Annotated in this window: 12 protein-coding genes, 1 tRNA gene and 1 pseudogene; 13 read left to right on the forward strand and 1 reads right to left on the reverse strand. The window is 37.8% G+C overall.

The window, feature by feature from the left end; translation table 11 throughout:
• Positions 1–110 precede the first annotated feature (110 nt).
• The 10 genes from AC0VZ4_RS04525 (at position 111) to AC0VZ4_RS04570 (ending at position 8,621) form a co-directional block, all read left to right on the forward strand.
• Positions 111–611: an SPOR domain-containing protein gene (locus AC0VZ4_RS04525; RefSeq protein WP_475441034.1), complete on the forward strand. Its 501-nt coding sequence runs from the start codon at positions 111–113 to the stop codon at positions 609–611.
• Between the two features lie 130 nt (positions 612–741).
• Positions 742–1,332 (forward strand): DUF4402 domain-containing protein, encoded by a 591-nt coding sequence (locus tag AC0VZ4_RS04530; protein WP_475441035.1) that lies wholly within the window; start codon positions 742–744, stop codon positions 1,330–1,332.
• 37 nt (positions 1,333–1,369) lie between these two features.
• Positions 1,370–1,819 carry a DUF4402 domain-containing protein gene (locus AC0VZ4_RS04535; protein ID WP_475441036.1) on the forward strand — a complete coding sequence of 150 codons (450 nt, stop codon included), beginning with the start codon at positions 1,370–1,372 and terminating at the stop codon, positions 1,817–1,819.
• Positions 1,820–1,840: 21 nt separating this feature from the next.
• Positions 1,841–2,665, forward strand: coding sequence for a fimbrial biogenesis chaperone (locus AC0VZ4_RS04540; RefSeq protein WP_475441037.1), 825 nt, complete (start codon positions 1,841–1,843; stop codon positions 2,663–2,665).
• A gap of 30 nt (positions 2,666–2,695) precedes the next feature.
• Positions 2,696–5,659, forward strand: a complete 2,964-nt coding sequence (locus AC0VZ4_RS04545; RefSeq protein ID WP_475441038.1) for a hypothetical protein — start codon at positions 2,696–2,698, stop codon at positions 5,657–5,659.
• 18 nt (positions 5,660–5,677) lie between these two features.
• Positions 5,678–6,457, forward strand: coding sequence for an SPOR domain-containing protein (locus AC0VZ4_RS04550; RefSeq protein WP_475441039.1), 780 nt, complete (start codon positions 5,678–5,680; stop codon positions 6,455–6,457).
• A gap of 48 nt (positions 6,458–6,505) precedes the next feature.
• Positions 6,506–7,099 (forward strand): FlgO family outer membrane protein, encoded by a 594-nt coding sequence (locus AC0VZ4_RS04555; protein WP_475441040.1) that lies wholly within the window; start codon positions 6,506–6,508, stop codon positions 7,097–7,099.
• Between the two features lie 13 nt (positions 7,100–7,112).
• Positions 7,113–7,805: a FlgO family outer membrane protein gene (locus tag AC0VZ4_RS04560; RefSeq protein WP_475441041.1), complete on the forward strand. Its 693-nt coding sequence runs from the start codon at positions 7,113–7,115 to the stop codon at positions 7,803–7,805.
• 7 nt (positions 7,806–7,812) lie between these two features.
• Positions 7,813–8,475, forward strand: a complete 663-nt coding sequence (locus tag AC0VZ4_RS04565) for a FlgO family outer membrane protein (RefSeq protein WP_475441042.1) — start codon at positions 7,813–7,815, stop codon at positions 8,473–8,475.
• A gap of 71 nt (positions 8,476–8,546) precedes the next feature.
• A tRNA-Arg gene (locus AC0VZ4_RS04570) sits at positions 8,547–8,621 on the forward strand.
• A gap of 412 nt (positions 8,622–9,033) precedes the next feature.
• On the opposite strand, the gene AC0VZ4_RS04575 is transcribed toward AC0VZ4_RS04570, so the two are convergent.
• Entirely contained in the window at positions 9,034–9,795 is a 762-nt protein-coding gene (locus tag AC0VZ4_RS04575; RefSeq protein WP_475439610.1) for an IS5 family transposase, read from the reverse strand.
• A gap of 94 nt (positions 9,796–9,889) precedes the next feature.
• Between AC0VZ4_RS04575 and AC0VZ4_RS04580 the strand changes: the two genes are divergently transcribed.
• The 3 genes and pseudogenes from AC0VZ4_RS04580 (at position 9,890) to tnpC (ending at position 12,330) form a co-directional block, all read left to right on the forward strand.
• A complete protein-coding gene (locus tag AC0VZ4_RS04580; RefSeq protein WP_475441043.1) occupies positions 9,890–10,060 on the forward strand; it encodes an ion channel in 171 nt (56 codons plus the stop codon).
• A 276-nt stretch (positions 10,061–10,336) separates the two neighbouring features.
• Positions 10,337–10,567, forward strand: a pseudogene (locus AC0VZ4_RS04585) (transposase); the annotation flags it as partial.
• A 323-nt stretch (positions 10,568–10,890) separates the two neighbouring features.
• Positions 10,891–12,330 (forward strand): IS66 family transposase, encoded by a 1,440-nt coding sequence (tnpC, locus tag AC0VZ4_RS04590; RefSeq protein WP_475441044.1) that lies wholly within the window; start codon positions 10,891–10,893, stop codon positions 12,328–12,330.
• Positions 12,331–12,362 lie beyond the last annotated feature (32 nt).

Genomic DNA, 12,362 nt, shown 5'->3' on the forward strand with positions numbered 1-12,362 from the left:
TTTATGGATGTCTAAAATTGAAACCTAGATCCGGAATATTACTCTTGTTATTGATGTTAGCTGCTTGTAGTAACCAGAAAACACAATTTACGACGTCTAATGAGAAGTTTGTGCTCGAAGCAGATATAAAACCTTATTTAGAGCAATGGGATAACAGTAAAGAAAAAATTGCTAACTTAAGCGGTATGGAAGAAGACCTGCTATTATTGATTCAGGCTCTTTCTGCACAAACCGATATTGATGCAGTGCCAGAGCCACTTAAAGATGATGTTAAGCACATAAAGTACGGAAGTGAAAATAGGGCTTTAATACCAACAGGATTCACAGAAAGCAAAAGTATTATTGATGAGAAAAAAATAAGTTACAGTGTTCAAATTGCTAGGTATATGAGTGCTAAAATAGCTGAAGCACAAGTGCAGCGTTTACAACAGCAATACCCGCAATTAAGTGCAATTTTGCAATATCAAATAAGTGCGCAAACTAAAAATTCAGTTACGCTTTATAATCTGTTAGCTGGGCCCGTTGAGACTCAAAAGCAAGCAGCGCAGTTGTGCATGTTTTTTTTCAGGCTAGGTAATAAGTGTAAATTGACCACTTTTAAAGAAGGCTAAATTTTAAAAAACAGTTTACTTGTTTTGAATAATTAATAAAAAATGTATTTTTTCTAAATATTTCATGGACTCGGCCGATACTTAATGTAACCTGACTAAGGGTTAATTAAATATATTTAAGGGATAAATTATGAACAAAATATTTACTAAAGCAGCATTAGCTGCATCAATGGCTGTACTTTCTTTCGGCGCTGCAGCTGAATCAGTTTCGTTTCAAGCAGGTGTTACAGTTCAAAATGCTTTTACCTTGACTAACGATTCTGCACTAGATTTTGGAACAATTCGTGCCTCAGCGGATTTAGCAGCAACTGAGACGGCTACTCTTGTTTTAGCCGCAAATCCAGCGACCTCACCTACAACGGCTTCTACATCGATTGCAGATGCTGAAATCGCAATTTTAGTACCAGGTGCACCAGCCGCTTTTTCTGTTTCAGGTGTATCTCCTTTCGGTTCACTAACCATTACAGATCCGACAGAAACTGCAATTTCACCTGATGCAGCACCTGCAGGCACTGCAGCATTTACTTTGGGCACTCCAACGTATTATGTGCTAACTGGCGCGACGCCTAACAGTGCAGCTACAACCACCATTCAGGTGGATTCAAATGGTGAAGCGACATTTAATGTTGGTGCCACATTAACGACAGATGCCACAACTCCTACGAGTGATTACATTGATGGCACTTACAGTGGCTCATTCACATTAGAATTAAACTATTAATGAGCAAAGCCTGCTTTATTATAAAGCAGGCTATTTTATGAAATTAATTTTATTCATACTAGCAGCTTTCTTAACTTCAGGTTTGTGGGCGCAGGTAACACCGCTTGAGCCATTGAGTTTTGGTAAAATTGTTATAAGTGATAATCAAAGTGTTAGCTCTATAACTTTGTTGCCTAGTAATACAAATACCTTAACTAACAATATATATTTACTTGAGAAAGGCCATGCGGCCGAGTTGCTGCTCGAAGGCTATCCAGCGCGTATTCAAGTAAATGTGAGTGACTTTGTAAGCAACCAACCTTTAAATAACATTTTCGGTGGTGCGCCACTGATTTTAAATCAACTCATATACAATGCGACCATTACAACCGATACCACAGGGACTGCGTTATTGAGAGTTGGGGGGCAATTGAGTACCTCAGGTGACGGCAATACTTATAAAGATGGCATCTTTGATACTACAATTGAAGTGACGCTAAATTATTAGACAACTAGAGATGTTGATTAAATGACAATAATAAAAACTTTTTTTATCTTAGTAAGCTTTATTTTAATTAGCTTTCATTCTTATGCAAACTTACTTATTTCTCCAACAAGAATCAATTTTGATGAGCGCCAACGTGTTGCTAAAGTCATTGTTGTTAATAACTCTAATGAACCCAAAACTTATAGGTTGGAGTGGCAAGATAAAGTCGCACTAGCTGGTGGGGGATATGCTAATTTAGCGGCTGATCAAAAAATTTCATCTTCACTTAAAAACATGGTTAGGATCAGCCCATCGCAAGTTAGATTAGCACCAGGAGAAAGGCAGATTGTTAAGCTTGCTATTAGAAAACCGAAAGGTTTAACAGAGCAGGAATACCGATCTCATCTAGCCTTTAAAGCACTCCCTAATGAAGCTCAAAGTCAGCAACAGAGACTAGGCATTAAGGTAAACTTACTCTTAAGCTACACTATTCCCGTTATTTTGCGAAAAGGCGCTGAAAAACCTAATGTTAATATTAGCAATTTACAGCTTATACATAGCCCAGAAAAAAAAGCGCTTGAGATTGAAATTAAGCGAGAGGGGGGCTTTAGCTCTTTTGGCAAGTTAGAAGTTTTCTTTAAGCAAAAAGGAACGGATTCAGAGAAAAAGATCGCAATGTTAAACGATTTTAGTATTTACCCTGAGCTAAAAACAACAACGGCTACGATACCAATTTTTGCAGATCAAAATATCCCGAAAAATGGCGAAGTTCGCGTCATTTATACAGGGCTTAAAGAATATCGCGATACTATTTTTAGTGAAAAGTTTGCGCCAATTAATAATGCAATTATCGGTAATTTGAAATAGGCGATGTATTACTTTAAGCGCTTAAAGTGGTTGTTGATCATTTTTTTATCAATTGATCCATTATTCGCAGCAGAGCCTGACACTCAGGCCATTTTTGCTAGCATAAAAAAAATAGATAAAAAATGGCAGCAATACAACACTGAACAAGCTGTAAATGAGAGAGCCGAGTCTAAGCTAAATGTACAGCAAGGTGAAGGCATTCCAGAAGGGGAGTTATTATTTTTTTCATCGTTCGTGAAAAGAAATTACCTAGGTGAAATGTTCGGGGTGAAAAGTAAAACCGGTGTATTAATAGATTTATTAAGTTTTTCAGAAAACTTGGATTTTGCTATCGATATAAATAGCGATGACCTCATTGCTCAAGGCTGGTTTATTAATGAAGATAATCAGTTTTATCTAGACTTAAATACAAACACAGCACAAATTAACGGCGCTAGATATTCATTTAATAACCAACAAGCTTATACTGAGAACGGTGATATGTTTGTTGATAGTAACCTGTTAGCGCAGGTGTTTTCGTTAGACATTGATATTGAATATTCAGTACTTGAGCTAAATGTAAGCTCACCCAACAAACTCCCTATAGAATTAAAACGCGAAAGAGAGCAGCGAGGAACTGCAACTAATAGAGAGTCACGCCAAGCAATATTACCGTGGAAGGCCAGTCCATACAGCGCAATTTCATCTCCCCTTGCTGATGTGCAGCTTAGTGCAACTAAGACTGATACAGATTCAGCGATAGGTTACTCAATATTGGGATCAAATGACTTGGCCTATTTTAATACTCAGTATTTTTTTGCAGGGCGAAAAGAAGATTTACTATCAGATTCAAGGTTATTATTTAGCCGTCAAAGTAAAAATGCGCAGCTATTTGGTCCTTTAAATGCGACAACTGTTCAATTTGGAGATGTATTAGCAACCCAAGTCGGAAAACAATTTAGTAGTAGTTACGCCAGAGGAATAAAAGTTGATGACAAACCGCTTTTTAAACAGGTTAATAGTAATCAAATTAATTTAACGGGTGCTATTCAACCGGGGTGGGATGTTGAGTTATACCGTAATGACGTACTGTTAGCGCAGCAGTTTAGTTTAGCTGACGGGCGTTATTTATTTGAAGACATTGATTTATTATTTGGTGCTAATAATTTCGAGCTAATTTTTTATGGCCCTCAAGGACAAGTAGAGCGAAAAACAGAGCAATATTTTATAGATGGTAATAGTTTGTCAGCAGATGAATCGTTTTATGAGTTGTCAATTACTGAGCAAGGTGAGCAGTTATTCAATCAGTCACTTTATTCAACAGAAGGTAAAGGTTGGCAGTTAGCAGGTCGTTATGAAATGGGATTAACTGATTATTTATCGGTTTATGCTGGTACATCAATATTAAATAGCAATTCGGGTGATAATGTTAACAATTATGCCTTTGGTTCGAACCTAAGTATATTTGATAAAGTATTACTTAATCTAGATTATGAAAAAAATAATAACGATGAAGATAAGCTAGAGGTAGCTGCTAGAGGTGAATTAATTGGTCAATCGGTACGTTTAAGCCTGTCTCAAAACAATGAAAAAATAGTTGGTGATTCGCAAACAGCGAAAGTTGAAAGTTATCAATTATATACGTCAGGAAAGTTGTTTGATAAATCATTTGGAAGCTTGAGTTATCAAAATACCCTTGCATATAACAACAGAGATTTTAGCGACTCATATTTAAGTGTTGATAATACCTTATCTTACAACTTTGGCGGCACTGTTGTTAGTAACAACTTAATTTGGCGAAAATTTGATTCTTTAGACGATTCAACAACACTTGGCAGTATGCGTCTTCAACATCGGTTTGGTAAAACATACACTCGTTTTAGTGTTGATTACAGTACAGACCCCGGTTCAAATATACTGGGTTATCAAGCAGAATTTAGCCGTAGCTTATCTCAATATTTACAATCTGAATTCACGCTAAGAAACTCCCGTATAAATGATTTAGTATCTATGGAGTTGGGTCTAAATTGGCAAGGTGACAGTTTTAGCTTAAATAGCACAATGAACTACGATGATGATGATAATTGGCGACTAGGTTTATTTAGTCGTTTTAGTATTGGCTTTGATACGAACACTAATGAGTACTTTTTAAGTAAAAGAAGCCTCACAAATTCAGGCACTTTAATGGTTCAAGTTTTTCTTGATTCAAATAACAACAATATTAAAGATGATGGAGAAAAGGGAGTTGAAGGCGTTAAAGTAAAAGGAGTTCAAAACTATCGCCGAGCTATAACCAACGAAAATGGTTTAGCTATACTTGAGGGTATGACAGCTAATTTAACCACCGATATAGTGATTGATTCTGGTAGTATTAGTGAGCCCTTTTTAGTTACCGCAAATAATGGCTTTTCTATTACCCCCCGCGCAGGTTTTGTTGAATATATGGAAATACCGCTCAACAATAGTAGTGAAGTTGAGGGCACTGTTTACAAGCAAAGTGAACAAGGTAACAGTGAAGTGCAGCCGTTCGCCACGATTAAATTACTCAATAAACAAGGTAAACAAGTGGCGCAAACACAAGCTGCTTACGATGGGTACTACTTATTTACAGATTTACGGCCAGGCCAATATAAAGCCGTAATAGATGATGAGTTTAAAGAGCGGAAATCCTTAAAAAACACACAACAAGTAACTGTAAATTTACCAGCGCAAGGCGAAGTGGTGATGGGCGTAGACTTTGAACTGAAAGAAAAAACACAAACGCCAGCGTATATTGCTAATGCAGGTGGTTTTTCATCGTTGTCAATTATGAAAGCGTATTACCAATTGATAAAGCGCCATTTGGATGAACAATCAAGGCGTGATGCGTTTTATATAAAAGATAACGAACAAAATCGTTATATTTTAGCTGTTGCTTACACCGATTCAGAGCAAGAAAAACTTGAGCAGGTATGCAATAAATTAACTGCTAAAGGGCTAAAGTGTAAAATTCAAGCGCAACTTATCAGCCACTAATACTAAAAAGGCTTAACCATGTATTTTATTAATTTATCTAAACACAATTTAGTAGTTATGACCTCTCTTGTAATGCTTGTTTTATCAGGCTGTAGTAGCACAACTAAACCAAGCGAAGTAGCAGCGACAAATCAAGAAGGCACACGTATTTCAGCAGAAGAATTGGCACAGTTAAAGGCTTCTTCTCAGCAATGGCAGTCTGCAAAAGAAGGCGTTGAGCGGTTATTAATTATAGAAGAAGATTTAAAATTATTAATAAGCCAGCTTAATGCAGTGGTAAAGCAAGAAAGCGACTCAAATGAGGCAGTGCGATCAGCAACAATTAGCCCGTTAAAAAAAATAGAAGAAAAACCTCAAACAGCAATAACAAAACCGGCAATAAAAATAGAAAAAACATCCCAAATGCTATCGTCTCCAGTAATAGCAAAAGCAGAAAAACCAGTATTAAAACCTGAAGTTGATGAAACCAATAAGGTAAAAAGAATAATACCAGCCAGTAGTGAAAAAGCTGAATATATACCTGCAACAGCACGGTATGCACTACAAGTTGCAGCTGTTACAGATAAAACGCGCTTGAAGCAAAGCCTAAATGAAATAAAAAATAACAGTCCAGAGCTATTTCAGGGACCGTTTATTGCCAATATAGAGAGCGTTGACATTGGTGGTGTAACTTTTTATCGTTTAAAGCTAGGCGCTTATGAAACCCAAGCTAATGCAAAAGCGGGTTGTGATAAACTTAAAAAACAAGAGATTAATTGTGTAGTTAGCCACTACACGCAAGCACCATTAAATAACTAGGCATAATAATTGCTTCGTCCTAATTATGTTTTAATGAGGATGGCAATTATGCGCCTTTTACTGCCTTTATTATTTTTAAATTTAGCTGCTTGTAACTTGGTGCCACCGCCAGAACCCAGTGTGCCTACAGATGCACCTAAAGCAGTCATGGCTCCTTTTACGGTTAATGACTATGTAGTTAATTTAACGTCGCAACTCAACCACCTAAACGGAGCATTAAATGCTAATGCACGTGTTGGCGTTAGTAGCTTCTTTTATGCAGATGCACTAGATACAAAATTGGTGACAGGGCAGGCCTCAGGCTTAAGTCAGCAGATCCAAGAAAGTCTACTTACACAATTTACTCAATTAGGTTATCACACCGTTGAGTACAGACTTGGGAATAACCTCTCTTTATCAGAAAACTCAGACAGTATTTTAAGTCGCGATTTAAGTAAATTACATAATCGCCAAAATATTGACTTAGTGATCACCGGAACAGTGACTCGCCAGCAGCATGCATACATAGTTAATGCACGGCTTGTGAATATAGAAAATAAACAGGTGCTCTCTGCGGGAAGTACCGAAATCCCAATTAATGTAATGTGGGGCAATGAGAAAATTCAGCAGCGTGACGGACTTTTATACCGAAGCGAATACTAATTTGGAGCACAAAATGAAAAACCTATTAATTACATTATGCTTACCGCTGGGCTTTGGCTGTTCACTAATGGATGATTCACTTGACGCTGAGCTTGAACAAAATATGCAGGTTAACAATGCGCCGCTTATGTCAAACCAGCGAGCAGTTAAATCACCGCAAGAAAATATTGATCTTTTTCAGGCTCAACTTAATCAACGTAGTAACTACACTAAAAAAGCCCCTGCAACACGAAGAAACATAAACCACTACGTACGCGGCATCATGCAAGACATGGTAGACAACCTAGAATATGTAAACGATAAAACACCGTTAGCCGTATCGAGTTTTGTTTTTTTAGATGATAATTACACCGACGTAAGCTTATTAGGCAATCAAATAGCCGAAAGCTTTATGCACGAACTCCATACCTTTGGGGTGCCGGTTATCGACTTTAAAACAACTGACTACATACGCGTAACGGCTACGGGCGACTTTGTATTTAGTCGCGACTATTTAGAGCTAAACCAAGATCAAAATTTTCAATATGTATTAGCTGGCACATTAGTAAGCCATCAAGGTGGTGTACTAGTAAATGCACGTATAGTAGGTATAAAAAGTAAAGCGGTTGTTGGCAGCGCGCAAGGGTTTATACCGCAATCGGTGGTTAATGCATTAAACAGCAGTTACCGAACCGATGGAATAATGCTTAAACAAGCGAGTAAGTGAGGCATGTATGGACTTTAAATACCTAAAGCAAAGCTTGAGTGCGGTCAGTGTTTTAATGCTCGCCGCATGCGCCAATGTGCAAAATGATAACACCGTAGAAAATACACCTGAAAAATCACAGCAGCCCGACTTTAGTGCTATGTTACAAAGCTTAAAAGCCCCGAAAGAAGAAATGCATAACAATGGCCCTGCATTTCTTGCGCGCAAGCATCACAAAACACTAGTTAACTATGTAGAACAAATGGCACTTGATTTAGCCGATACATTAGAATCTAAAGCAACTGCCAACAGCCCAATAAATATAGCTGTCACCACGTTAGTTGATTTAGATGCAACGCTGAATAACACTAATCAATTAGGTAATCAGTTATCAGAGACCTTAATTCATCAACTACAAAAATTTGGCTACAGCGTGGTTGATTTTAAAGCGATGGATGGCATAAATGTAACACGCCAAGGCGACTTTGTTCTCTCACGAGATATAGAATTGCTAAGCGAAGATAGCATGGCGAATTATGTATTGGCCGGTACTCTAATTTATAGACCTAACGGCGTAGCTGTAAATGCGCGTGTAATTAATGTGCATACAAAAAAAATCGTCGCGAGTAGTCGAAAACTAATACCACTTTATGTACTAAATAAAGAAGATATATACTTATCAAGCAATTAAGTTCAGTTGTCGCTTGATATAAAAAACCAGATACCGTTATAATTCACACCTCTAAGCACACGCTTATTTATGGCCTCTTAGTTAAATGGATATAACGGCCCCCTCCTAAGGGGCAGTTGCAAGTTCGATTCTTGCAGGGGCTACCAATTAAATCAATGAGTTATGTTTTTATTTGGCAGGATTGTTTTTTCTGTGTAGCACATGTGTAGCAGGGATTGAATTTACTATGAAGAATATAATTGTTGCGGTGATTCAAATACTTTTTGTTTTACTGTTTTTTCATCTGTATGAGATAAAGCCAATCTTCTCATTATTGTATTGTGCATTCTTTGTTCTGTTAACTCCCTTTACATTAAAGTTCGCATTAAATAACTATTTGAAAGCTAATAAACACCTTTGTTTTTTAGCTTTTAGCTTAATATGCGATATCTTTTTTACTGTTATGCTTTTTGCAAATGCCTATGAATTATTTGGGACAGTTAATAACTCTGAAGTTCCTTTAAACAGTTTATTAGATTTTACTTACTTTAGGGGCTGTTGATCTTTGTAGTATATATATTAATCAGCCCATATTGGTAGCCACATCATAGTGAATGCTAAAGCGAGCATGGAATGATAATTCCGCTCAAGCTTTTCATACCGTGTGGCTATCCCTCTATATTGTTTGATCCGACCAAAGGCATTCTCAACTAAGTGCCTATATTTGTACATGCACCAGTCAATATCTTCATTACCCACTAAACTGTTATCCTTGCGTGGAATAACGGGTGTAGCGCTATTGTCACGAATAAACTCTCTTAGTTTTTCACTATCGTAGCCTTTATCTGCGACAACAACATTACTCGTTGGGCAATTGGCTACAAGTGACTCTGCATGGACGATATCATGCGTATTTCCACAGGATAATTCATAATAAACAGGCAATCCTCCGCTATCTACTGCAAGATGAATTTTAGTCGAATTACCACCTCGACTCTTACCGATTGATTCATTGTCAGCGGTTCTTGCACCGCAACTATGCTGGTGAGCCCTGACAATACTGCCATCAATAAAGATCCAATCCATATCAGCATAGTGGGATAACACTCGAAATAATTCATTCAAAATATCTTTTTTGGACCATAAATTAAATCGTCTATAAATAGCACTCCACGAGCCGAAATAAGACGGTAAATCTCGCCAAGGAATACCGGTACGCATCTTATAGAGTATGCCTTCGAGCGTTTTTCTATGCTCAGGCTTATTATAAATTCGACCACTTAAGTGCATTACTTTTGATAAGACATTCCATGTCGCGTCTGTTAACATTAATCTTGGCATGAGGGTTCGTGTAATGTTTTTTAGCGAATTCAATTATACCTTATCCTTATGCTGTTTGTTTTTTATACCGCAAAGATCAACACGCCCTAGTGTTGTGACTTTTACGACTCTTGGGTATGGCGACTATTTACCTACAGGTGCTGCACAAATAATAGCTATGATAGAAGTATTGGTTGGCTTTGTCTTTTTCTCATTTTTGATAGGAATTGTTAGCGCTATCTTTTACGAGAGAATGACTAAAGCCTCTGATAAAGATAGTCACTAACTGGTAGTTACTTATTTTGAGTATTCGTTATAAAGAGATAGCTTTGGTTCCTCTAACTCACTTAACAAAATCTCTTTCATTTTCTTTTGTGTAATATCAACTTTATTCGCCTTGAACTTTACCGAATTTACTTTAATGAGTAATTCCGCTTCTAAGTTCCCTTTAGAGATAAAATCAGGAAACTCAAATGAAATAGAGCATGTGCCTTCATATGACGTGGTTTAATGGATTCGACTACCCCAGTTAAGAGATAATCAACTTAACTGGAGATCGATAATGACAAAACGTAAAAAGTATTCCAAAGAATTTAAACTTGATGCTATCGCATTAGTTGTTGAGCAAAACTACTCACAAGCAGAAGCCTCTAGAAATTTAGGGGTAAATCCCAACATGCTTGGTCGCTGGATAAAAGAAGCTGAAAATGATGATGGGCATGCTTTTAGAGGGAACGGTAATTTAACCCCTGAGCAAGAAGAGATCAGAGAGCTAAAAGAAAAGCAACAACAAAGACATATATGGACGCTCCCTTGAAGTCAAGACGAGCTAATGTATGCATATTCTCCCCAGCTTTGATCACCCAATGGCACTAACTTTGATCACTTATTCTCATTAAGCTTTGATCACGAAAATCACTCTATAATGATCACTTTTGTGTTCTTAATGATTTTGCCGATCAAAGCTTAATGCCACTCGTAACCGAGTTCACGTTTTATCATTTTTGTAGGGTAACTATTCACCATGGTAAATTATTTTCAAAGGATCTTTTTTAACTATTGACCGATCCCGCCAGTATGCCAAGCTAGGGCTATGACCTAATAGCCCTAGCTTCAATGAATTTAAACAGCATCAACATCGACGAAATCGTTGAGAAAACCAAAGCTCAATTACAAGAAGGTAAAACTCTCACGCCTGCGCTGAAGATGTCTATTGAACTCATTCTGGTTGTCGTTGTTATGTTAGCAAGTAAATTAGGACTTAACAGTAACAATAGCAGTATCCCGCCATCAAAAGACATCAACCGAAAAAAACAAAACAAAGAGAAATCAGCCAAGTCAGCGGGTGGTCAAAAAGGCCGTGCAGGTAAAACACTAACCCAAACACAGACGCCTGATGAGATCAAAATCATCCTAGTTGAACGTGATTTTTTACCGAAAGGTCACTACCGTGAAATTGGCTTTCAAAAACGACAGGTTGTCGATATAGATATCAGGAAAGTGGTCACTGAATACCAAGCACAAATTCTGGAAAATGAGCAAGGTAAGCGTTTTATTGGTGAATTTCCAGAAGACGTTAACAGTCCTATTCAATATGGGGTTGGTGTAAAAGCCCATGCAGTTTACCTATCCCAATATCAATTACTCCCTTACAACCGCATTGAAGAATATTTTTGTGATCAACTCGGTATTCCAATCAGTGCGGGTAGTTTATTTAACTTTAATGAACAAGCAGCGGCCTTGGTAAAGTCCTCCGGCGCAGAAGCCGCGCTCAAGAAAGCCCTGAAAACGACTTATCAAGCCTTACACGTTGATGAAACGGGGATTAATATAGGTGGTAAACGACGATGGCTTCATGGTGCATCAACGACGTGGTGGACGTATTTTTACCCGCATGAGAAAAGAGGGAAAATAGCGATGGATGACGCCGATATTTTACCTCACTTTACTGGGGTACTATGCCACGACCACTGGAAACCGTATTATCAATATACACAGTGCCAACATGCCTTGTGTAATGCACATCATATCCGAGAGTTAGAAAGGGCATGGGAGCAAGACGGTATGCAATGGGCAAAGGATTTGCAAACCCTACTGACTGAAATCAATAAACATCAAATAGATAACCCCGAGCTAGATGCAGACACAAAAGCTCACTATATAGAGAAATATCAACAAATATTGGCTCAAGGTGACATTAAATGCCCTCCACCGGATAAAAACAGCCGAGTAAAAGGCCAGCGAGGCAGATTGAAACGAACAAAGTCTAGAGCGTTGTTAGAGCGGTTAAGAGATTATCAAGATGATGTCTTACGGTTCATGACGGAAACGGCGGTGCCTTTTAGCAACAACCAGGGTGAGAATGATATTAGGATGACCAAGGTTCATCAAAAGATATCTGGGTGCTTCAGAAGCATGCAAGGTGCAGAGATGTTTTGTTTAATCAGAAGCTACCTCTCGACTTGCAGAAAACAGCATGTATCAGCAAGCCTAGCCCTTGAGTTACTCTTCAAAAATCAGTTACCTGATATATTTATTGAAAATGTGGCTGAATAGTTACTTTGTAGGTATGTTAAACCGTTATCTAA

The sequence above is a fragment of the Pseudoalteromonas sp. QJM3NY_22 genome (assembly GCF_056173065.1).

Bases quoted from the DNA above. Each gene is read 5' to 3' on its own strand.
- AC0VZ4_RS04550 (WP_475441039.1), top strand. From the start codon at position 5,678: ATGTATTTTATTAATTTATCTAAACACAATTTAGTAGTTATGACCTCT.
- AC0VZ4_RS04565 (WP_475441042.1), top strand. From the start codon at position 7,813: ATGGACTTTAAATACCTAAAGCAAAGCTTGAGTGCGGTCAGTGTTTTA.
- AC0VZ4_RS04530 (WP_475441035.1), top strand. From the start codon at position 742: ATGAACAAAATATTTACTAAAGCAGCATTAGCTGCATCAATGGCTGTA.
- AC0VZ4_RS04555 (WP_475441040.1), top strand. From the start codon at position 6,506: ATGCGCCTTTTACTGCCTTTATTATTTTTAAATTTAGCTGCTTGTAAC.
- AC0VZ4_RS04540 (WP_475441037.1), top strand. From the start codon at position 1,841: ATGACAATAATAAAAACTTTTTTTATCTTAGTAAGCTTTATTTTAATT.
- AC0VZ4_RS04560 (WP_475441041.1), top strand. From the start codon at position 7,113: ATGAAAAACCTATTAATTACATTATGCTTACCGCTGGGCTTTGGCTGT.
- tnpC (WP_475441044.1), top strand. From the start codon at position 10,891: ATGAATTTAAACAGCATCAACATCGACGAAATCGTTGAGAAAACCAAA.
- AC0VZ4_RS04575 (WP_475439610.1), bottom strand. From the start codon at position 9,795: ATGCCAAGATTAATGTTAACAGACGCGACATGGAATGTCTTATCAAAA.
- AC0VZ4_RS04535 (WP_475441036.1), top strand. From the start codon at position 1,370: ATGAAATTAATTTTATTCATACTAGCAGCTTTCTTAACTTCAGGTTTG.